Below are 20,858 nucleotides of genomic sequence, written 5' to 3'. Positions count from 1 at the left end.
ATGAAGCAAGCGCAAGAAATGCAAAAAAAGCTTGCGGAAGCCCAAGAAAAATATATTGGAAAAGAGTTTCAAGGTATTTCTGGTGGTGGCAAAGTTTCTGTATTAGTGGAAGTTATAAAAATAGGTGGCTATAAAGCTAAAAAGGTAAACATAGACTTAGAGCTTATGAGAAATGAAGAAAAAGACATAGTAGAAGATTTAGTGACAGCAGCGTTTAATGATGCCATTAAAAAAGCAGAAGAAGATATGGCAAATGCAACCTCTGATCTTGCAGGTATGATGGGGTTACCACCTGGATTTAAACTTCCTTTTTAAATTTACTACTGAAGTTTGACTTAATGCAGTAACTAAGTGTTTTCCTTTTATACTAGTACTTCCATGAAGTACATTCATATTACTGCATGAATATGCAGCAATTCACAATGATGAATGCAGATCAGAAGATAAAAAGACATTAGTGAAATAGGTGTCAGAAGATCAAGAGTAAAAAAAGTAGAGTAACTCTATTTATTAATTAATAAAATCTTTGTATTTTCCTAAAAGTTAGTTAAGATACAGAAGGTTTTATGTTATTAAGTTAGCACTTGACTTAACTTTAGTTATTATTTAGACTGCTAAAGTGGAATTTTAATTTTTTTAACGAGGGCAATTATGCATTATAAAAAGTTTTTTTCGGCAGCTGCTTTAGTGACGTTGCTAAGCCTATCAAACTCTGCTTTTTCATCAGACCCTATTGGTCCAATAAGTGATGAAGAAACTAGCTACTATGTTCGTTTGCAATATAATGGTGAAGTTTTACCTTTTAAAACAAGAATTGACGGCATTGAATATAAAAAAGGAACCGAAGTTCATGATCCTTTAAAAGCATCTTTTATGGCTGGTGGTGCTGCATTTGGTTATAAAATGGACGATATCAGGGTTGATGTTGAGGGACTTTACTCACAACTAAACAAAAACGACGTTAGTGGTGCAACATTTACTCCAACAACTGTTGCAAACAGTGTGGCAGCATTTTCAGGATTGGTTAACGTTTATTACGATATAGCGATTGAAGATATGCCTATCACTCCATACGTTGGTGTTGGTGTTGGTGCAGCATATATCAGCAATCCTTCAGAAGCTAGTGCAGTTAAAGATCAAAAAGGATTTGGTTTTGCTTATCAAGCAAAAGCTGGTGTTAGTTATGATGTAACCCCAGAAATCAAACTCTTTGCTGGTGCTCGTTATTTTGGTTCTTATGGTGCTAGTTTTAATAAAGAAGCAGTATCAGCTACTAAAGAGATCAATGTCCTTTACAGCGCTGTTGGTGCAGAAGCTGGAGTAGCGTTTAATTTCTAGTCTATCTTTGTCTTATTATCCCAGTGGGTTTTTCTTGTCATTCAAGTAGCATGACACTGGGATCTAGAAAAAAGAAATGTGAATTCCAGTGTTTGAGCACTGGAATAACACATTATTTATTTAATGTAGTTTTTATCGTTACACGCTGGCAATTTTAATTCTACATTTAGGTAGCTGTTGTTAAGATCTCAACTAGATATAAAGTTATGCTTTTTTAATTAAAGCTTGAATTTTTCACTGAAAATCAATATATTATATGTATAGAGTTTTAATTTAAGTTATTATGTTGACCCCAGTAGCAAATTTATGTGTTAATAGTAGCACTAATCTCATGCAATATATTGCTGAAGTGCGAAAATTTCCTATGCTTTCCCAAGAAGAGGAAGTGCGATTAGCAAAAAATTGGCAAGAATACCAGGATATTTCTTCTGCTCACAGGTTGATTACTAGCCATTTGAATTTGGTAGTAAAAATTGCAATGAAATTTAAGAATTACGGTCTATTGTTGATGGACCTGGTCATGGAAGGAAATATGGGTTTAATGCATGCAGTGAAAAAGTTCAATCCTGACTTGGGATTTCGTTTTTCAACTTATGCAGTATGGTGGATTGAAGCTTCAATGAAAGACTTTATATTAAAATCTTGGTCACTTGTAAAAATAGGTACAACGCAAGCACAAAGGAGATTGTTTTTTAGTTTACGTAAAATAAAAAAAAGAATTTTACAATACACAAACAGAGAAACTTTGAGTAAAGAAGAAATAAAAGCAATATCAAATGAGCTTTCTGTATCTGAAGAAGATGTTGTACAGATGAGCTATCGTCTGGCTTGTAAGGATCAGTCGTTAAATAATTGTATAAAAATAGGTGATGACTCTAAAAAGGAGTTACAAGATATGATTCCGTGTAATTTAGTTAGTCAAGAAGTAGCTTACCAGAATCATGAAGAAAAGGCATTAAAAGAAACAATTTTAAGCAATGCGCTGGCAAGTCTTAATGAAAGATCAAGAGACATTTTCATTAGCAGATATTTATCTGAGAATACTCAGACTTTGGATGAGCTTAGCAAAAAATATTGTGTTTCAAGAGAAAGAATAAGACAGCTGGCTGAGCAAGCGATGAGTAAGGTAAAACAACATATAAAATCAGAGAGTTTGAAATTCGGTTTACATGCGTAGTCTTTTCGTATTTCTAATATTTCTTTCAATAGACACTCTTGCATCGGTTAGTAATGTACAACTGAGCGAAAAATATAAAGACTGGTTTGTGTATACTGCATTGGAAGATGGTGAAAAAGTGTGTTATATTGTATCTCATCCTAAGAAAAAAAGTGAACATTATACAGCCGATCGCAAGCCGTATGTAATGGTCAGTTACGTTGATAAAAAAGCAGATGAGGTGAGCGTCACTTCTGGCTTTCAGTATAATAATGAGCCTGTAGTTCTCAATATCGATAAAAAAATTAAATATCAATTGCCAATAATACAGGGAAGTCTTGCGTGGACAGATGATACAAAAATGGACCAAGATTTGATTCTAAAAATGAAGCAGGGATTATCAATGGTAGTTAATGGAAAAGTAAAAACAGCAAATGTTGATGATACTTATTCCTTGCTTGGCTTTCAAAAAGCGTACCAAAAAATGCATGACTTATGCCATACAAAGTAAATTATTGATCACTAAAGTATAAGATAGGCTGTTTTGTCTCTCAGACAAAAATATGGATATCACTTTACATAGAATATGAATATCATTTAAAATATATTTTTGAGAATTAATATGTCAAAAATTGTAGATATAGGAATCAAAGAACAAAGTTCTGTGTGTGAACAAATGCGTTTTAGTGTAAGTCGTGCAAGCCTTTTAAATACGCTATCCAGGGTAAGTGGAGTGGTTGAAAGGCGCAACGCGATAGATGTTTTAGCGTGTATAAATATCAAAGCACAATATGGTAGCATAAAATTGAAGGCTACTGATCTTGACATTTCAATATTTGCCTCACTTACTGCAAATGTATCAGCAGAAGGAGAAGTGAAAATCTCAGCACATACTTTACATGATATAGTGAAAAAATTGCCAACTAATTTGGATGTCAATTTCGAAATGAATAATCAAGGAAAATTATTGATATCCTGTGGAAATGCAAATTTTTCTTTACCGAACGTAGTTTCAAATAACTTCCCTGTTCTTGAAGAAGGTGATCATCAATACGATTTCACTCTACTAAGTGCAGATTTGGTAGACTTGTTGACTAAAACGAAGTTTGCTGTGTCGCTAGATGATACAAGGTATAATTTGAATGGGATATATCTGCATACAGATGAGCAATTTCTGTACTGCGTTGCAACTGATGGCCACCGTTTATCATGTATAAAAAGGCCTAAACCTGAAGATATCAACGGAGAATTTGGGGTGATCATTCCACGTAAAACTATCATGGAACTGTTGAAAGTATTGGATGATTGTAATGAGATAAATATAAAACTTTCAGATAGAAAAATCAAATTTACATGTGGTGAGTATATTCTAATATCAAAATTGATAGATGGAACTTTTCCAGATTACAAAGCCGTTATTCCAACGTCTCAAGATAAACAAATGATTGTTGAGAGTAGCAAACTTGCTAGTGTTATAGACCGAGTTTCCGTTGTTGTGTCCGATAAAATAAAATCAATTAAATTTTCATTGCAAGAGAATTTATTAACTCTACATTCAAATTCCCAAGAGTGCAGTGATGCGACTGAGTCTATAGAGGTGGATTACGATGGAGCTCTTATGGAAGTAGGATTTAATTCTCGTTATTTGCTTGATGCTTTATCTTGTATAAAAAACAAATGTAAGGTCAGCCTATCAGATGGTAATAGCGCTACAATTATCACTGATGAAGATGATCCAAGTGCACTATATATAGTAATGCCAATGAGGACTTAAGCTAGTAATCTATCTTTACTAAGTATAAGCCGTGAGACGGCGCAGTGACCCCAGCGGCGTTTCTTTTACATTGACTTAATATGTTTAGCATTTCTTGTGGATTAGTTCTATTTTTTCCAAATTCAACTAAAGTACCAACAATAATCCTCACCTGGTTATGTAAAAAGGAAATCGCAGATATTTTGATGTATATGTGACTTCCGTTTTGTACTATATCAATATCATCGATTGTTCTGACCGGATTTGTAGCTTGACAATCTTTTGAGCGAAAGCTTGAAAGATTATGTTTTCCAAGCAGGTGTCTAGCAGCTTCACGCATGATGTTTACGTCAAGTGGGTTAAATACTTGCCACACATAACCGATTTCTAGAGCTGCAGGAGCGTAGCGATTAATTATTCTATATTCATAATATCTTTTTTTTGCTGAAAATCGTGCATGAAATGCATCATCTACAGCTTCTGCACTAAGCACAACTATAGGAATCGCTTTTAAGTGATAGTTTATTCCATTTCTTATTCTGTAAAGCTCAAATTGCCTTTCCATATTGAAATGAGCAACTTGCCCTAAAGCATGAACCCCTGTGTCAGTTCTGCCACCACAATGCAAAGAGACTCTCTCGCCACTGAAATTAAATATAGCGTTTTCTATGGTTTCCTGAATTGAGTTAGCAGAGTGTTGTTGCTTTTGCCAGCCAGAGAAACCACTACCATTGTATTCTATCGTTATTTTGTATCGCACTACAAAGTCTATCTATCTAATTTTAGGTAACTAACGTTCTTCGTTATTAAAAAACCCTTGGCAGATTGGTTGCGTTCAATTACCATGGAGACTATACAAGTTAATAAATGATCCATGGCACATAATCCAGAAGAAAGAAATAATGATAAGCAAAAAGCACTAGATAATGCAATAAGTCAAATTGAAAAAGCATTCGGTAAAGGTGCAATAATGAAGCTAAAGCAAAACCCTGTAGAAAAAATAGACACGATATCTACAGGGTCGATTGCACTTGATTCAGCTCTGGGTGTTGGGGGATTGCCAAAAGGACGTATAATTGAGATATTTGGCCCTGAGAGTTCTGGTAAAACTACCCTTGCTTTGCATGTAATTGCTGAAGCACAGAAAAAAGGAGGTTTATGTGCATTTATCGATGCGGAGCACGCACTGGATGTTATATATGCTCGTAAACTTGGAGTAAACACCGATGATTTAGTGATTTCACAACCAGACACTGGAGAACAAGCGTTGCATATTGTTGAGTATTTAGTATGTTCTGGTGCAGTTGATGTAATAGTTATTGACTCTGTTGCAGCACTAACTCCAAGAGCTGAAATTGAAGGAGATATGGGCGACCAGCACATGGGACTACAAGCAAGACTTCTAAGTCATGGGCTACGAAAGCTCACCTCTGCAGTTTCAAAAGCAAACTGTATATTGATATTTATCAACCAAATTCGTATGAAAATAGGAGTAGTATATGGAAATCCTGAAACTACCACTGGTGGAAATGCGTTAAAATTCTATACTTCTATAAGACTTGATATAAGAAAAGTTGGTGCGATAAAGGATAAAGAGAATATTACGGGTAATGAAACGAGAGTTAAAGTTGTAAAAAATAAAGTCGCTCCTCCATTTAGAGAGGCAAAATTTGATATAATGTATAATGAAGGCATATCAAAACTTGGGGAAATAATAGATATAGGAGCAAAACTTGGTGTCCTTGAAAAGGCAGGCGCTTATTATTCATATAACAATACGCGTCTTGGGCAAGGAAGAGAAAATGTAAAAAGCTACCTCAAGGCGAATAAAGAAATTGCAAATGAAATAGAAACAAAAATCAGAGATTTATTTAAAAATCACGATAACTCTATTGCAATAGAAGAGGAGCGTGAACAACTTCTAGAAGAATCAGTATTCTAATCTAGATGCTTGTATTAGGCAGTATTCAATTGCTATACTAAAGTTTCACTCTCAACCGAGTTGATGAAAGCTGAGATATCTCCTTGTAGCATTAGGTGTATATTTTTTGCTATTTTTTCCACTAAGAGGATAACATTATCAAAATTTTCAAATTTTGATAATACATAATCTGCTAAGCTTTTCCGATTTTCAGGCCTACCTACTCCAAATCTCAAACGCCAATAATCGTTACCAATAAAGCTATCTATAGACTTAAGTCCATTGTGTCCAGCAGAGCTACCGCCTTTTTTTACTTTTATTCTTCCGAATTTTAAGTCAGCATCATCATGTATGACAACAATATTGTCTAGCGATAATTTGTAAAAATTTTTTATTTTTGCAACAGGAATACCTGAATTATTCATAAACGAATAAGGCTTTATTAGCATAACTTTATTATTGTTAATTATGCCAGAGGTTATCAAGTAATCGGCTTTCTTAGAAAATGACTGAAAATTCCAATATTTGTAGATTGCGTCAATAACGATAAAACCAATATTATGATGAGTTAACTCATATTGACTACCAGGATTACCAAGCCCAGCTATTAAATGCACTACTCCTCTGTTTTTGTTTGAGTTTCTTCAACATCACTATCGGCAGCAGAGATTGTTACAATGGTGAAATTTTCTTCCTCATGAGCTACAAATTTAACACCTTCTGGCAATTTTACATCATTGATATGTATAGATTGACCAATCATTTTGCCAGACAAATCAATTTCTATGACTTGAGGTATTTTCTCAGGAGAGCATTTGACAGTAATAGAACGACACAGAACATTAAGCACTCCACCTAATTTGATTCCTGGTGATTTACTTTCATTGATGAATGATAAAGGTATATCTATTTTAATTTCACTACCTTTATCAACAAACTGAAAATCAACATGTTGCACAGTATCCTTTACTACATGCCATTGAATATCACGAACAAGAGCATATTCTTTTTTCCCTGAAATATCTAGTTCTATTAAATGTGCAGAAAGAGCACCTGATTTATATTGTTTAGTAAATTCCTTTGCAGACAATGTCAAATTTACGTTATCATGCCCTTTACCATATATAACTGCAGGTATACTTCCCTTCTCCCTCAGAGCCTGCATCGCTTTCTTTTTTTTTACATCACGTAACTCTGCATTAATTGTTACCATTTCTTGCTGTGCCATCGATTACTCCTATTCAGCTAATCCTTTTTATATAATTTAATAATATAACATAAAAATATTTATTTCAAACTTCATTCTTTCACACTAATTCTTTGTGGAAAAATTTATTTAGATATATACTTAAGATTACGTAGTAAGAGCTATGAGTATTAACGATCAAGTAGTTTTTAAGATTTATAAGCCAACAAAAACTGCAACACAATCTGGCTTAGGTAATACAAAATTCTGGTACCTAAAAATTAAGCCTTGTTCTTACTATATTGAACCTTTGATGGGATGGGTTGGCTCAAAAGATCCCCAAAAACAGATTGTATTAAAGTTTGATTCTCTTGAAAAAGCAATATCTTACGCAAAGAAACACAACACAAAGTACACAATTGAAATGCCAAAAGATGTTAAAAGACTGCCAAAATCTTATGCAAATAATTTTATACTAAAGTAAATTTTATTGTAGTATGTTTACCTAAAAGCTTAAATCTAAGAACATATCTTGAAAGGACTTAAGTGGTTAAGCATATATTAAAGAGTTCTTGCAGTAAGGAGAGCACGCTCATACGTCAAGCAAATAATGTTTACCTAAAATTCTTTGACATTCGCAGCTTTCTTGGCAATCGTATCCCATTTTCAGTAAACAGTGATTCTTCTATATATTAGAAAAATTTTTATTTTAATTAGCGTTAAACAATAGGCGCCTATTGGTTTTTAGCTAAAGTAAAAGTCAAATATCTGGAATTCTGGACATAAAATCCTCCTGTGTAAAAAAGATTAGAAAAAAATGCAGTGCACATACGACAGAGATTAAGTATACGTGTATACACTGAAGAAGACACACTACATTTAATGAGTTTGATTGTTTAGTAGAAAAAGTCTGCAGACAAAGATAGATTTTGAGCTCTAAAAGTATCTCTAACTATCATTATAATCAGATTTAAAATATATGGAAGCAATTTTTTACGTTCCCTTTAATATTTCAAATTAGACCTCTTGCATAACTATATTAAACTCCCTCATTATATATTTCATTGCATTAATAATTGTTATCGCCCCTTGTGCAACATTTGGCCTTGTCACTGACATCACTCGTTACCCTCCTATTTTTTGCTTACCTCATCTTATTTTTTTCCCTTTCAAGATAGGTTCTAATTGTTATTCTGGGTTTTAAGTTGTGCTAACACACTACAGAGAGTCGAATCTGGCTAGCTAGTATCAAAGGGTTATTTTTTAGGTATTTCTCCGTAAGACTGCAAGTTTTTTTAGATTACTCAAATAACTCCATTCTGCTTGCAGGACTTTTATGTCGCTTTGCACTAAATTAATTTTATGCTTTATTCATGCTAGTTCTCTATTTAGTGATTGAACGTGTAATTTTACCTTAAATAACCCTACAATAAAAATATAATTATTGAAATGGCATGAAAGGTCCTCATGATAACCTTTGTATAGCTCTCAGTTTTGCTGAACGCGCGCGTGGATTTACATTTATTTCTTCTGAACTTGCTTTGATCACTTTTTTATTTAAAAGGGAGAATGTTTTAGTAGATCCTGGTTCACATAAATCTTTAAAAACAGTTTTGACTATACGATCTTCTAGAGAATGAAAGGTAACTACAATTAATTTGCCGTTTTCACTTAAAATCTCAGATGCAGCTTTAATACCCTTTTCAAGCTCTCCTAGCTCATCATTTACCCATATTCTGATTGCCTGAAATGTCCTAGTTGCAGGGTCAATCTTGCTTTTTCCACGAAACACTACAGAACGTACAATATCCGCAAGTTCAAATGTAGTTTTGATAATTTTCTTCTTCCGCGCATTTACTATCGCTCTTGCGATTCTGCGGGAATGACGCTCACCCCCATAATTATATATAGTGTTCGCAATCTCTTCTTCACGTAAAGCGTTAACAAACGTCGAAGCATTCATATGAGAATAGTTATCCATGCTCATGTTAAGTGGGCCATCACGTAGAAATGAGAATCCTCTATCTCCATTATCAAGCTGCATAGATGAAACTCCAACGTCGAAAACTATTCCATTGATACCTTTAATATTATTACTATCTAATAAATTTTTGATATTACTAAACTTTTCAATAAATAACTTTATTCTATTAGGGTATTTAACATTTAGATCATCATAAAATTTAGTAACTGTTTCATCTCTATCAACTGCATACACTTTGCAATCAGCGGATTCCAATATTGCTTTGCTATATCCTCCAGCTCCAAACGTGGCATCCACATATATACCACCACTGTGTGGTGACAATTGCAGTAGCATCTCTTTTAACAAAACTGGAATATGTGTCATATCAAGAGACTTTGTGCACTTAAATTAAAATAACTTTCTCGCCAAAAAATATATGGAAATATATAGGTATAGTATAAGAATATTTAAATATAATCAACGATATAAAAATTTAATAAGATAATATTATTAATATAACATTTACATAATTCACGTTTGAAAAAGTAAGTAATATTACTATAATATCAAACAAATTACGGAAGATTTCGTGCAACAAATAACAAAAGTAATACTATCAAGTTTAATTTGTAACACTTTATTGTGGTATGATCACATGCTTTTCAGCCATCTAATAAGCATAATCGGAGATGTGTTTTTTCCATCAGACGACAAATTAGTCAGCATACTTAAAGCTTTTGGAGTGTTTGCAGTGGGTTTCTTAATAAGACCAATTGGTGCTGCTATATTTGGCCACATTGGCGATAAATATGGAAGAAGGATTGCTCTATTTCTCTCTATCATATTGATGACTCTATCAACCGTACTTATTGCATTTGTTCCAGGCTATCAGAACATTGGGGTACTCGCATCAGTACTGGTGGTATGTTTAAGATTATTGCAGGGTATATCTCTTGGAGGAGAGGCAGGAAATGCCCCATTTTTAATAGAGCATGCTCCTAAAAATAAAAGAGGATTCTTTGGCAGTATTGAAGTATTGAGCGCAATTCTTGGCTCAATATTAAGTCTTATAGTGGTGCTTATATGCAAAAAAGTATCCGATTTTGAATCTTGGGGATGGAGATTGCCTTTTATTTTCAGTTTTGTAATAGGATTAATCAGTATATATATGAGATATATACTCGATGAAAGCCCAGAATATAAAAAGCAGGAAAAGCCACATGAATTACCGTTAAAAGAACTGTTAAATGGCTATAAAAAACCTTTTCTAATATCAATTGGAGTTGACATAGTTGAGAATGCATCTCTTTACATATATTTAGTGTTTTTTAATCTACTTGCATCAACAATAAACACTCACTTTAATCACGCAGTAGAAATATTGAATCAGGTTGCACTTGGAGGATTGACTATACTATTTGCAATACTTTCTGATAAGGTAGGGAGAGAAAGAGTCATGAAATTTGCATTTGTGACTTTTATAGTAGTAAGTTATCCAGTTTTTTCAATGATACTAAGTGGTAATAATTTGCTCACCATAATGGCGCACGTTCTTTTTATAATCCCAATAGCTGCTTCTCTTGGTCCTGTTAGCGCGTTTATGTGTGAATTATTCCCAATAAAGGTACGATACAGTGGATTTGGTTTATCAAGAAATATAGCTTCGGGATTTTTTGGTGGTCTTGCACCATTTATATGCACAACTATTATCAAAGTTACAGGACAAGGAACTTTAGCAAGTTTTTACATGATTTTCTGTGCATTAATTGGGTTAGTTGCTATATCACAAGTTAAGAGTTAGATTTTTTCAAAAACCAAGTGTTTAAAAAATCTAATCATAAGGTGGAAAATGCCAATTTTTAGGTGATAGTGTAAATATTTCAACTCCATCTTTTGTGACTCCAAGCGTATGCTCAAACTGTGCAGAAAGTGAAAGATCACGTGTTGTCACTGTCCAGCCATCTAGCTTGCTGAGCAGAGTTTCATGTTTTCCAGCATTGATCATTGGTTCTACCGTAAAAAACATGCCTTCTTTTAAGATAAGATCCTCACCTTCATCATAAAAATGTACAACATTTGGTGGAGCATGAAAAACCTTTCCTATGCCATGTCCACAATAATTGCGTACGATAGAATATCCAAAATCTTCAATATATTTTTCTATAGTAAGTCCTATTTTATTTAACTTATTGCCTGGCCTGACTTGTTTTATTGCTTCCATTAGCGCATTATAAGTAGCATTACACAAACGCTTTGCTTTTATTGAGGGTTTACCAGCCCAAAACATGCGACTTGTGTCACCATACCAGCCATTTAAAATCACTGTAACGTCAATATTTAAAATATCTCCATCTTTAAGAGGTTTATCATCAGGAATACCATGACATACAACAGCATTTTTCGAAGTACAAATTGATTTCGGATATCCCTTATAATTCAGTGGTGCTGGAATTGCACCTGCATTGATTATAAAATCATGACATAGATCATTTAATTCATTAGTTGTTACGCCTACTTTGACGTGTGGTGCAATAAAATCAAGGGTTTCAGCTGCAAGCCTGCCAGCTTTACGCATAAAGTCAAAATCTTCTTGTGAATGTATAGTTATGTTCATGTTTCTTACGTTTTATTGTAATTTTCTGCTTCTCTTACGGATACATCAGTGTAATAATACTATAAAAATAAGCTCTTAGATCAAGCCATTTGTATATTAAGAGATAAAGACAAAAATCTAGACTGTGACTTTTGATTTAACCCAATGGTATAACTTACTTATTTTGCCATCGTGACCAAGCATTCCAGAATTATTTCTATAAAAGGTGTCAACTATTAGCTTTATAGAGCCTAAAGCAGCAGAAAATACAGGATTTTTGTCGTATTCGCCATCAAGACCGCTACAAGATTCAGGGCATCCGATACGGACTTGTTTATTGAATATATAGCTTGCAATTTCTTTCATGCTTGTGAGTTGACTGGTTCCACCTGTGATCACTACTTTATTAATTGGATCTTTCTGTTCTTGAAATTGTTCTCTTATCAGCTCAAGTATTTCCTCAACCCTTGGTCTTATGATGTTAACAAGTTCAGACTTAAACACTTGAGTTGGTTCATCGCTTTCATTACTTTGCACTGCAATACATTCATTCTCATCTATTGAAGTTACAATAGTGCTACCGTATAGTATTTTTATGCGTTCAGCATGCTCTATACTTGTGCATAGTCCATAAGCTATATCTCGGGTAATGTGAATGCCACCAATTGGAATGCTGCTTGTGTACACAAGTTTTCCTCTCTTAAAAATTCCAATTGCAGTGCATCCACCTCCTATGTCAACAACGGCAGTTCCTAGCTCTTTTTCATCTTTACTTAGACAGGCAAGGCCTGCAGAATATGCAGAAGCAACACAACCAGACATACTTATCCCACTATTATTAGTTATACAATTTTCGATATTGGTAAGCGCTGGACGCGAAGCAGTGACAACATTAACATCAGCAGATAATCTTTTTCCATATAATCCACTGACTTCCTTTATGTCAGTCATATCATCTAAGTGATATTTCAGTGGTATATTGTGAATGATGACATTTTCTTCGATATATTTCTCAAATGTCTGAAAGACTACACGTTTTATGTCTCGGTCTGAAATTTCGTGATTAGCTGCAATAATTTCGTTATATACGTTAAAAGATGAGACTCCACATCCGGCTACATTCACATATATCTGGTCTATAGTCTCTTCTGATACTTGCTCAGCTAAACCTATAGTTGATGAAATAGAGTAACTTGCATGCTTTGCATCAGTTATTGATCCACCGCTTATACCTTCTGCACTTTTATAACCCGTTCCTATTATTTTATAGCTGAAGTTGCTATTGATCTTAACAATGAGACAGATAATTTTTGTTGTACCTACGTCTAAAACGGCAAAAACATTTCGCTTTGGTTTTATTATTACTGCAGAGTACATTAGTTGACCTTATGACACAATTCCATTCAAATTGTAGCTTCCTTTAATAATTTATATTTCTATTAAAAATACAGCAACATTTTAATATACCCAAAATACTGTACAAAGGAAAAAATAAAACATAAAATTTTAATTTTATGTCTAAATTGCCAATTGTAATTGCCCCTGATGAAAGGTTAACTACACGTGCCAGTGAAGTAATAGATATAACCGATAAAATTAAAGAATTAGTAAACGACATGTTCGAAACTATGTACTATGCAGAAGGTCTTGGTCTTGCTGCAGTACAAGTTGGAGTGCTGAAGAGAATTTTTATCATGGACGTTCAGCCAGAGAAGGCTGAAGATGGGCCAGCAGGATATGAATCAACTGGCAAATTTTGCATGATTAACCCTGAAATTACAGAATTATCGGGTGAACAAGTAATTCTCAAAGAAGGGTGCCTTTCAATTCCAGAGCAAAGCCATGAAATTAAGCGTCCAAAATATTTAACTGTGAAATATAAAAATTTAAATAACGAAGAACAGACGCTAAAAGCTAGTGGTTGGCTTGCAAGGTGTATTCAGCATGAGTTAGATCATTTAAATGGTATATTATACGTTAGACATTTGTCTAAATTGAAGTACGATATGGCTATGAAAAAAGCTCAAAAGGTTAAGAGGCACTATGAACAATGAAGATCTAGAATTGTTGAAGTTCTATCATGAAGTGGGTGTTGACTGCACGCTAACTGAAGGTGAAGAGGAAAAAAAAGTGGAAAATGAGAGAGCTGCACAGTCTTCTGTCATCGAGCAGAAAAAAGCCATGTTCCCAAGTGATTGGATCATTGAAGCAAGGAAGCTTGCAAGTGAATGTGGTAGTGTAGATGAACTAAGAAGTGCAGTTAAGTCATTTGAGGGTTGTGAAATAAAAAAAACTGCAACTAATACTGTTTTTTCCGATGGTAATCCAAATGCAAAAATCATGCTTGTTGGTGAAGCACCAGGAGCAAATGAAGACCTGAAAGGCATACCATTTTGTGGTGCAAGCGGAATGCTGCTCGATAAGATGCTCGGTGCAATTAATCTGGACCGCACTAAGGTATATATAAGCAACACCGTGTTTTGGCGTCCACCAGGTAATAGAAAACCAACTGATCTAGAGCTTGATATGTGCAGACCATTTGTTGAGAAGCATATTGCTCTTGTTTTACCGCAGATTCTGATTTTTGTTGGAGGAATCGCATGTTATAGCCTTCTTGATAACACAAAGACTATATCGAACTTGCGTGGCAAATTTCATACTTATACTAACCAATATTTATCTCATGCAATTACCACAGCCGCTATATTTCATCCAGCCTATCTACTTCGTCAACCAGCACAAAAACGCTTAGCTTGGGAAGATTTAAAGAAGATTAGAGAATATCTTGATAATACCAATAACCACACGGACGTTTAGCTTACTACTTGTTGTCATCGCAGTACCTTCTCCTATCATTCCAGACTAGAATGACACCCTATTGACACACTGCCTAGTTCATGTTAGTTATAGATATTAAGAAATTTACTAAACAAAAAAAAGGCAAAAGAATCCCCCAGTAGTGAGTTTTGACCCTATAATAATGTAAATTGGCATTGTAGTAATGTGCTAACGCTTATTTAAAGCGTGTTTTGGCTGAATGTAGAAAAAATAAAAAAGACATGCAGCCGCTATAATTTTATGTAATCTGCCAATATATACCTGAGTTTTTTACTGAATTTTGTTGTTAAATCTGCAGAGATTAAAAACAAGGATAAATACTCTTATTGATATGATAAGGGAAAGTGGGAGAGTCTGTCAAGTAACTTTTGCTATTGCTACTTAAGTTCCTGTAATCACAATGTTGGTGCAATGTATGCATGGAATTTTATTTACTCTATAATATGTTGGTTTATAGTAGTACTAATGCAGAAATAAATGGAGGAAACATTGGAAAGCAATATAAAAAAATTGAAAGGAAATTTTTTAGAACAAGCAATTAGAGTAAATCATGCTGGCGAATATGGAGCCATTTGCATTTATTCTGGTCAAAAATTTATTCTTAAAAAATCTTCCATAATTGACAAAATAATTGAAATGGAGGAGCAGGAAAAAAAACATTTCCACTATTTTAATGAGAAAATCAAGGAGCAAAGAGTTCGTCCTACTGTTTTGTTGCCAGTTTGGGGTGCTTTAGGGGTATCACTTGGTGTTGTAACTGCCATGATGGGTAAAAAAGCCGCTATGGCTTGCACTGCTGCAGTTGAAGAAGTGATCGGAGAGCACTACAAGGAGCAAGTCTTACATTTAGAAGATGGGGAATTAAGAGAAACTATAAGTAAATTTCGCGATGAGGAATTAGAGCACAGAGATATTGCAATTCAGCACAATGCCGAAAGCGCACTTGGCTACAACGTTTTATCTTTGTTCATAAAAACAAGCTGCAAAGCTGCTATTTACCTCTCTAAATTGATTTAATCAATCACTATTTGACAACCAACCACATTTGCCTTTAGTTCTTGTGCTAATTGCTGCCTCATATCCTCTACTACAATCGAATGCGTATGAATGTTTATAATTAATTTCTTAATTATTATCCTAAAAATACATTAATTTAATTCCCTATTAGAGTTTTCTTGTTGTTGTAAACATGTTTGCATAAGACTAGTAGATGGAACGTTTTTAATAGTCTGAGTTAACTCCTCAGGAATATTTTCAAAACTCTTGCCCATAACTTCTAAAACACTTTTTCCCTGTATAAGACAATTCCCTCCAAAGCTTGATTTGTTTTCTAACTTGCTAAACCTTATTTTGCTTTTCTCATCAATTTCTACTACCATTTTGTTACCATCTTTCCGTAGATAAATACTAATCTCTCCTATTTTAGTAGTAAAAAATATTTCAATACCACCTTTTAAGATATCTGTGTAATTTCTTTTTCCATCTTCTGTAATTTCAACTTTTACTATACTTTCCTCAATCTGAAATATGCCAACTTCTAAATCCTTAGCTTTTTCATTATTTAAAGTTCTCGCAATTTCAACAATACTACCTTGTGGATACTTAATATAAAAATATTTATTATCTACTTCTACTTCAAGATCATATTTATCAATTTGCTTGTTATTTTCTTTCACAATACCTTCATATGCTAGACCCTCTAGCATTTTTTTCTTACTCTTACATTGTTCGTTAAGATCATTTAAATAATTAGAGCCGTAATATCCGCCTTCAATATCGCTATAAAAAGATAATCCTTTTTCTACCCCACCTTTTAACACTAAATTACGAGTGATCTTTTGTATGATATTTTTTGTAGTTGAATTGTGTGGATTTGCATGAAAGCGATTAATTAATTCTTCCATTTTTTCAAATATAAAATTTGTTACAGTCTTATTATCCTTACCGTAATATGAGTTTAATCTTATTCCTTGATTTAAATAACCCTCTATTATGCGTTCCATGTACTTTAAAACGCTTTCTTGCTCATCGTGTTCTGTTATACCTTTTATCATCTCATCACAAAATTTTTTAACTAGAATTTGTTCATCTGTAGTCAATGGTATTTGCAATTTCGTAGAAGATGAGTCTCGCTCAAAAAGATAAATTATTGACAATTCTTCTGCTCTTTTAATAAAGTCATAACTTCTTAGATATTCTGCAACATCTTTGTTTTTTGCGTACCTTTTCTTGATTAAATCCATATGCCTATCTTTACGACTTATAGTCGGTAATTTTGGATTTGATGAACTACTCTGTTGACTATTGAAGAAGCTGTTAGAGAACTGTTCAGGCTCTAAAATAAGATTACTTTCACCTTGTTTACCTACTTGCTTAGACATATTATATACCATAACCAATAAAACTTTTTAGTGATTACTTCAATACATAGATAAGTCAATAAAAATATCTTTTTCTCTTCAGTGCTAAAAAATTGTCAAAAATCTCAAAATTGGTTAATTGCATATAATCTACTTTCTGGTATACATCAAAACTACCGTAGAAAGCTTCAACTTTGAAAGGGATTAACAAATAAAATTCTTGTACTTTACCTCTACTAAAGTACAATCAGGCTTTATTTAATATTTTTCATGCTTGATGAAGTACATGAGGAGTGTGGGGTATTTGGCATAAGTTGCAACCAAAGTGCTGCTTTTAACTCTATACTTGCTCTCCACGCTTTGCAGCATAGAGGTCAAGAGTCTTTTGGTGTAGTAACCAGTAACAACGATAAGCTGCTCTCTTATCACTTTCAAGGTCAAGTGAGCAGCGTATTTGATGATATAGATGAAATAAAGAAATCCTTACCTGGAGATTGTGCAATAGGTCATGTTCGATACTCAACCAGTGGTAGTAAATTTGGAGTGCAGCCCATGTTTGGCAAAAGTGGCAAATTTGGAGATTTCGCCATAGCACATAATGGTAATTTAATTAATATTTCTCCGATACGCGAACAATTAATTAAACAAGAGTGTGTTTTTCAGTCAGATATTGATACAGAAGTAGTAGTGCATCTGACAGCAAGCGGTGAAAAAGATAGCTTTTTAGAGAGTTTTATATATGCATTAAAGCAAATACAAGGTGCTTATTCTTTTGTGGCAATCAATCAAGAAGTAGTTATTGGAGTACGTGATCCATCTGGAATCAGGCCTCTTGTTTTAGGAAAGTTAAACGGTTCTTACGTTCTTGCATCTGAAACTTGTGCTCTTGATATAATAAATGCAGAGTTTATTAGAGAAATAGAACCAGGCGAATTAGTTACCATCAGTTCGGATAGTAAGCTAGCCTCAATGTTTCCTTTCCCAAAGCAAAAATCAAGTTTTTGTATTTTTGAATACGTTTATTTTTCAAGACCAGACAGCATAATGGAGAATAGGTCTATATACGATACAAGAAAAGAAATAGGAAGAATACTTGCAAAGGAAAGTCCACCAAAGAACAATGTAGATATGATTGTACCAATACCTGATTCTGGAATACCTGCAGCTATTGGATATGCAAAGCATTCAGGATTACCTATGGAACTGGGGATAATTCGTAATCATTATATAGGAAGAACATTTATACAGCCAATCCCTGAAATACGTAAGGTTAGAATAAAATTAAAGTTCAATGCTAATAAGCATATTTTAAAGGGTAAAAACATAATTTTAATAGACGATAGTATAGTGCGTGGTAGCACGCTCAGAAGTATAATAGTTATGTTAAAAGATGCAGGAGTAAAAGAAATTCACCTAAAGATTTCATGTCCACCAATTAAGCACTCTTGTTTTTATGGAATAGATACGCCAGAGTGCAAAGATTTAATTGCTGCAAATAAATCTGTAGAGGAAATTAAGGAAGTTATAGGAATAGATAGCCTAGCCTTCTTGAGTATTGATGGCCTATACAGGGCTGTTAAAGAAGAAAAACGTAACAACGCTACACCGCAATATTGTGATGCTTGTTTCACTGGTGACTACCCAATTGGTAAGTAATCTATTATTAATAAAGGTGAGGTTTTTTCTATGTTATATTAACAGTTTTAAAAATAGATTTTTTGCATAACCATATAGTTTTTGCCTGGGCGTCATTTGAGTGAAAACTACTTTACAAATTTCGTCATTCCCTTTACTATGATACCAAGAATATTTATCCTTATTTTTGACCTGCAGGCTCAATTACAAAATCAGTAAAAAACTCAAATATTTATTGGCAAATTACACAAAAATTATAGCGGCTTTTTTTATTTTTTCTACATTCAGCCAAAACGCGCTTGTTAGCACATTATTATAGCGCCAATTTACATTATAAAACTTGTCACACGGGGATTCTTTTGCCTTTTTTCTTCATTTGGTAAATTTCTTAATATTTGCAACTAAAGTAATTTTCGAGAGGTGTTATGTAAGTAGCTGACACACAGCTGTACGAGCATTCATTTTTGAAAGTAAATTGCGTAGCAAATGGTGTCATCCGAGTAGCTGACACTGGAATGGCTTTGTTGCACCACTCAAGGAAAGAACAGGCAGTTACTGATGGAATTTGTTATAAAATAGATATTTAGCCGACAAAGGAAAAATATGCCAATAAGAATGAAAGTCAGTAACTGCAATGAATATAACAAATTTCTTCAAGAAAGGGGAAATGTTTTTCATTATATCAACGATGCCATTGAAAATTGGTACGAAAATAGTCCAAAAGTAGCAGGTGGCAACAATGTCTACAGCGACAAAGTAGTGATTCTAATTCACATAATAACCTATCTATTCAGGATTGGTCTTAGGCAAACAGTGGGATTTATAGAGAAATATCTTGAGCAAATAGGGAAAATTTTGCAAATTATCAGCTATTCGCAGGCTTCAAGAAGGTTTAAAAAGCTTAATATCAAAATCAACGACTGCAGAGTTGATAAGAACGATATGGAAGATATTGAAATTGCTATAGATAGTACAGGTATCAGCATCTACAATAATATTCCAGGCCATAGTAAGGCAAATGGTACAGATAGAAAGTATCGCCGCTATGAGCAAACAAGATGTAATGCTAGAGATAGGTAGTAAAAAAGTTATAGCTGCAAAATACAGTAGTGGAGTTTATTCCGACCACTATGGAGCCTGTGATCTTATTGAAAGAGTGGATACCAAGTATAACATAAGCACGATATATGCAGATAGATCGAAAGAAGTTATACAAACTGTGCGATGAGCTTGACATAAAGACAAGGATTCCTCCGCAAAATAATGCAGTAGAGCATCCAAAGTTGGATTATATGAATGAGAGAAATTCTACAATCAAGCTCATAAAGTCATATGATGAAGATGGTATGAAGAGGTGGAAAAAAGAGATAAATTATTGGAAGAGATCTTATATAGAAAGTTTTTTCTCGCGACTGAAGCAAATATTTGGATTTAGTTTTAGGAATAAATCTGAGATTAATCGTGAGAAGGAACTGCTACTCAAGTGTTATTTGCTTAACAAATTTACTGAAATAGGCATGGCTAAGTTTGATATAGCTTCATGAATTTATTATACATTACCCACTATCCGAAGAGCTGTGCAACAAAGCCATCCCAGTGTCAAGCACTGGGATGACACCGTCATAAAGTAAACCAGTACTTGGATGAACTGGCAAAAATTGCTCTTAAATCACAAGTTCGTGCAATGATGGTGCTTCTTTAAGAAGCACCATTTGCTAATGTTTTGAAGCTTTAATGCTTATTATGCGCATGTATTTGTTGTTGCATTCCATGTTTTACCATCAGGGCAAGCAGTTGCACCATCTTTACAAATCACACCACCTGGTACTATTTTTGAAACAACTACAGGTGCACCAAAAAACACAGCAGTAAATGCACCAAGTGCAAAAAGCGCTGGCCATGGCATTCTGCCAAATATTGCCAGCAATGCTGCACCTATTATCACTATTGTAATCATAGGCCCGCCTATACCGTGAGTATAGCCTACTATTTTGCATATTGTATTGGTTGTTGCATCATCAGTAACAGCAGCAGCAAAAGCATTATCAAATGCAAAGGAAAGAATTAAAGCTACAAGTAGAAGAAAATTTTTCATTATGCCTCCGTATTTAA

23 protein-coding genes are annotated in these 20,858 nt (G+C 33.9%); 15 read left to right on the top strand and 8 right to left on the bottom strand.

The window, feature by feature from the left end:
- The 5 genes from AB3210_RS06330 to dnaN all read left to right on the top strand — a co-directional run bounded on the left by AB3210_RS06330 (position 1) and on the right by dnaN (position 4,268).
- On the top strand, positions 1-315 hold the full coding sequence (locus tag AB3210_RS06330) for a YbaB/EbfC family nucleoid-associated protein (protein ID WP_006013488.1): 315 nt from the start codon (positions 1-3) through the stop codon (positions 313-315).
- Between the two features lie 336 nt (positions 316-651).
- On the top strand, positions 652-1,338 hold the full coding sequence (locus tag AB3210_RS06325) for a P44/Msp2 family outer membrane protein (RefSeq protein ID WP_007302328.1): 687 nt from the start codon (positions 652-654) through the stop codon (positions 1,336-1,338).
- Between the two features lie 283 nt (positions 1,339-1,621).
- Positions 1,622-2,515 (top strand): RNA polymerase factor sigma-32, encoded by an 894-nt coding sequence (locus tag AB3210_RS06320; protein ID WP_012481951.1) that lies wholly within the window; start codon positions 1,622-1,624, stop codon positions 2,513-2,515.
- A complete protein-coding gene (locus AB3210_RS06315; protein ID WP_019078627.1) occupies positions 2,508-3,005 on the top strand; it encodes an invasion associated locus B family protein in 498 nt (165 codons plus the stop codon). The genes AB3210_RS06320 and AB3210_RS06315 overlap by 8 nt, the downstream gene beginning before the upstream one ends.
- Positions 3,006-3,116: 111 nt before the next feature.
- Positions 3,117-4,268 (top strand): DNA polymerase III subunit beta, encoded by a 1,152-nt coding sequence (gene dnaN / locus AB3210_RS06310; protein ID WP_019236841.1) that lies wholly within the window; start codon positions 3,117-3,119, stop codon positions 4,266-4,268.
- A 1-nt stretch (position 4,269) separates the two neighbouring features.
- Here dnaN and truA read toward each other — a convergent pair whose 3' ends face one another.
- Positions 4,270-5,007 (bottom strand): tRNA pseudouridine(38-40) synthase TruA, encoded by a 738-nt coding sequence (gene truA / locus AB3210_RS06305; protein ID WP_019236842.1) that lies wholly within the window; start codon positions 5,005-5,007, stop codon positions 4,270-4,272.
- Between the two features lie 114 nt (positions 5,008-5,121).
- On the opposite strand from truA, the gene recA reads away from it, so the two are divergent.
- Entirely contained in the window at positions 5,122-6,189 is a 1,068-nt protein-coding gene (gene recA, locus AB3210_RS06300) for a recombinase RecA (RefSeq protein ID WP_052265013.1), read from the top strand.
- 32 nt (positions 6,190-6,221) lie between these two features.
- On the opposite strand, the gene pth is transcribed toward recA, so the two are convergent.
- Positions 6,222-6,785, bottom strand: a complete 564-nt coding sequence (gene pth / locus AB3210_RS06295) for an aminoacyl-tRNA hydrolase (protein ID WP_052265012.1) — start codon at positions 6,783-6,785, stop codon at positions 6,222-6,224.
- Positions 6,785-7,396, bottom strand: a complete 612-nt coding sequence (locus AB3210_RS06290) for a 50S ribosomal protein L25/general stress protein Ctc (RefSeq protein WP_007302321.1) — start codon at positions 7,394-7,396, stop codon at positions 6,785-6,787. The genes pth and AB3210_RS06290 overlap by 1 nt, the downstream gene beginning before the upstream one ends.
- Before the next feature lie 142 nt (positions 7,397-7,538).
- Here AB3210_RS06290 and AB3210_RS06285 point away from each other — a divergent pair, with 142 nt between their 5' ends.
- Entirely contained in the window at positions 7,539-7,838 is a 300-nt protein-coding gene (locus AB3210_RS06285) for an ETC complex I subunit (protein ID WP_052265011.1), read from the top strand.
- 981 nt (positions 7,839-8,819) lie between these two features.
- Here the strand turns inward: AB3210_RS06285 and rsmH are convergent.
- Positions 8,820-9,704, bottom strand: coding sequence for a 16S rRNA (cytosine(1402)-N(4))-methyltransferase RsmH (rsmH, locus tag AB3210_RS06280; protein WP_007302319.1), 885 nt, complete (start codon positions 9,702-9,704; stop codon positions 8,820-8,822).
- Positions 9,705-9,909: 205 nt separating this feature from the next.
- Between rsmH and AB3210_RS06275 the strand changes: the two genes are divergently transcribed.
- On the top strand, positions 9,910-11,121 hold the full coding sequence (locus AB3210_RS06275; protein ID WP_012481950.1) for an MFS transporter: 1,212 nt from the start codon (positions 9,910-9,912) through the stop codon (positions 11,119-11,121).
- A 30-nt stretch (positions 11,122-11,151) separates the two neighbouring features.
- Here the strand turns inward: AB3210_RS06275 and map are convergent, their stop codons facing one another.
- Positions 11,152-11,934, bottom strand: a complete 783-nt coding sequence (gene map / locus AB3210_RS06270) for a type I methionyl aminopeptidase (protein ID WP_007302317.1) — start codon at positions 11,932-11,934, stop codon at positions 11,152-11,154.
- Positions 11,935-12,051: 117 nt separating this feature from the next.
- Positions 12,052-13,290, bottom strand: coding sequence for a cell division protein FtsA (gene ftsA, locus AB3210_RS06265; protein WP_007302316.1), 1,239 nt, complete (start codon positions 13,288-13,290; stop codon positions 12,052-12,054).
- A 137-nt stretch (positions 13,291-13,427) separates the two neighbouring features.
- Between ftsA and def the strand changes: the two genes are divergently transcribed.
- The 3 genes from def to AB3210_RS06250 all read left to right on the top strand — a co-directional run bounded on the left by def (position 13,428) and on the right by AB3210_RS06250 (position 15,768).
- The gene (gene def / locus AB3210_RS06260) at positions 13,428-13,967 is read left to right on the top strand and encodes a peptide deformylase (protein ID WP_007302315.1); all 540 of its coding nucleotides are present in this window, start codon (positions 13,428-13,430) and stop codon (positions 13,965-13,967) included.
- Complete coding sequence (locus AB3210_RS06255; RefSeq protein ID WP_010403847.1) at positions 13,957-14,730, top strand: uracil-DNA glycosylase family protein; 774 nt, start codon at positions 13,957-13,959, stop codon at positions 14,728-14,730. Before def ends, AB3210_RS06255 begins: the two co-directional genes overlap by 11 nt.
- Before the next feature lie 498 nt (positions 14,731-15,228).
- On the top strand, positions 15,229-15,768 hold the full coding sequence (locus AB3210_RS06250) for a demethoxyubiquinone hydroxylase family protein (protein ID WP_179943898.1): 540 nt from the start codon (positions 15,229-15,231) through the stop codon (positions 15,766-15,768).
- 131 nt (positions 15,769-15,899) lie between these two features.
- Here the strand turns inward: AB3210_RS06250 and AB3210_RS06245 are convergent, their stop codons facing one another.
- Positions 15,900-17,132: a hypothetical protein gene (locus AB3210_RS06245; RefSeq protein WP_052265010.1), complete on the bottom strand. Its 1,233-nt coding sequence runs from the start codon at positions 17,130-17,132 to the stop codon at positions 15,900-15,902.
- A gap of 249 nt (positions 17,133-17,381) precedes the next feature.
- On the opposite strand from AB3210_RS06245, the gene purF reads away from it, so the two are divergent.
- The 4 genes from purF to AB3210_RS06225 all read left to right on the top strand — a co-directional run bounded on the left by purF (position 17,382) and on the right by AB3210_RS06225 (position 20,290).
- Complete coding sequence (purF, locus tag AB3210_RS06240; protein ID WP_052265009.1) at positions 17,382-18,767, top strand: amidophosphoribosyltransferase; 1,386 nt, start codon at positions 17,382-17,384, stop codon at positions 18,765-18,767.
- 582 nt (positions 18,768-19,349) lie between these two features.
- Positions 19,350-19,826 carry a transposase gene (locus tag AB3210_RS06235; protein WP_019236989.1) on the top strand — a complete coding sequence of 159 codons (477 nt, stop codon included), beginning with the start codon at positions 19,350-19,352 and terminating at the stop codon, positions 19,824-19,826.
- Positions 19,792-19,974: a hypothetical protein gene (locus AB3210_RS06230; protein WP_038227351.1), complete on the top strand. Its 183-nt coding sequence runs from the start codon at positions 19,792-19,794 to the stop codon at positions 19,972-19,974. Before AB3210_RS06235 ends, AB3210_RS06230 begins: the two co-directional genes overlap by 35 nt.
- Complete coding sequence (locus AB3210_RS06225) at positions 19,934-20,290, top strand: transposase (protein WP_007301972.1); 357 nt, start codon at positions 19,934-19,936, stop codon at positions 20,288-20,290. Before AB3210_RS06230 ends, AB3210_RS06225 begins: the two co-directional genes overlap by 41 nt.
- Before the next feature lie 197 nt (positions 20,291-20,487).
- Here the strand turns inward: AB3210_RS06225 and AB3210_RS06220 are convergent, their stop codons facing one another.
- Entirely contained in the window at positions 20,488-20,841 is a 354-nt protein-coding gene (locus AB3210_RS06220) for a TrbC/VirB2 family protein (protein WP_230608996.1), read from the bottom strand.
- Between the last annotated feature and the right edge of the window lie 17 nt (positions 20,842-20,858).

The sequence above is a fragment of the Wolbachia endosymbiont (group B) of Scrobipalpa ocellatella genome, from assembly GCF_964188425.1.
Classification (GTDB): Bacteria; Pseudomonadota; Alphaproteobacteria; order Rickettsiales; family Anaplasmataceae; genus Wolbachia.
The sequence above is the reverse complement of the archived record's forward strand: the minus strand, read 5'-3'. Positions and strand labels throughout refer to the sequence as shown.

Bases quoted from the DNA above. Each gene is read 5' to 3' on its own strand.
- AB3210_RS06285 (WP_052265011.1), top strand. From the start codon at position 7,539: ATGAGTATTAACGATCAAGTAGTTTTTAAGATTTATAAGCCAACAAAA.
- AB3210_RS06320 (WP_012481951.1), top strand. From the start codon at position 1,622: ATGTTGACCCCAGTAGCAAATTTATGTGTTAATAGTAGCACTAATCTC.
- dnaN (WP_019236841.1), top strand. From the start codon at position 3,117: ATGTCAAAAATTGTAGATATAGGAATCAAAGAACAAAGTTCTGTGTGT.
- AB3210_RS06315 (WP_019078627.1), top strand. From the start codon at position 2,508: ATGCGTAGTCTTTTCGTATTTCTAATATTTCTTTCAATAGACACTCTT.
- def (WP_007302315.1), top strand. From the start codon at position 13,428: ATGTCTAAATTGCCAATTGTAATTGCCCCTGATGAAAGGTTAACTACA.
- AB3210_RS06220 (WP_230608996.1), bottom strand. From the start codon at position 20,841: ATGAAAAATTTTCTTCTACTTGTAGCTTTAATTCTTTCCTTTGCATTT.
- AB3210_RS06325 (WP_007302328.1), top strand. From the start codon at position 652: ATGCATTATAAAAAGTTTTTTTCGGCAGCTGCTTTAGTGACGTTGCTA.
- rsmH (WP_007302319.1), bottom strand. From the start codon at position 9,704: ATGACACATATTCCAGTTTTGTTAAAAGAGATGCTACTGCAATTGTCA.
- AB3210_RS06255 (WP_010403847.1), top strand. From the start codon at position 13,957: ATGAACAATGAAGATCTAGAATTGTTGAAGTTCTATCATGAAGTGGGT.
- AB3210_RS06230 (WP_038227351.1), top strand. From the start codon at position 19,792: ATGAGCAAACAAGATGTAATGCTAGAGATAGGTAGTAAAAAAGTTATA.
- recA (WP_052265013.1), top strand. From the start codon at position 5,122: ATGGCACATAATCCAGAAGAAAGAAATAATGATAAGCAAAAAGCACTA.
- AB3210_RS06330 (WP_006013488.1), top strand. From the start codon at position 1: ATGAAGCAAGCGCAAGAAATGCAAAAAAAGCTTGCGGAAGCCCAAGAA.
- AB3210_RS06235 (WP_019236989.1), top strand. From the start codon at position 19,350: ATGCCAATAAGAATGAAAGTCAGTAACTGCAATGAATATAACAAATTT.
- AB3210_RS06225 (WP_007301972.1), top strand. From the start codon at position 19,934: ATGCAGATAGATCGAAAGAAGTTATACAAACTGTGCGATGAGCTTGAC.
- purF (WP_052265009.1), top strand. From the start codon at position 17,382: ATGCTTGATGAAGTACATGAGGAGTGTGGGGTATTTGGCATAAGTTGC.
- AB3210_RS06245 (WP_052265010.1), bottom strand. From the start codon at position 17,132: ATGTCTAAGCAAGTAGGTAAACAAGGTGAAAGTAATCTTATTTTAGAG.
- map (WP_007302317.1), bottom strand. From the start codon at position 11,934: ATGAACATAACTATACATTCACAAGAAGATTTTGACTTTATGCGTAAA.
- AB3210_RS06250 (WP_179943898.1), top strand. From the start codon at position 15,229: ATGGAGGAAACATTGGAAAGCAATATAAAAAAATTGAAAGGAAATTTT.
- AB3210_RS06290 (WP_007302321.1), bottom strand. From the start codon at position 7,396: ATGGCACAGCAAGAAATGGTAACAATTAATGCAGAGTTACGTGATGTA.
- ftsA (WP_007302316.1), bottom strand. From the start codon at position 13,290: ATGTACTCTGCAGTAATAATAAAACCAAAGCGAAATGTTTTTGCCGTT.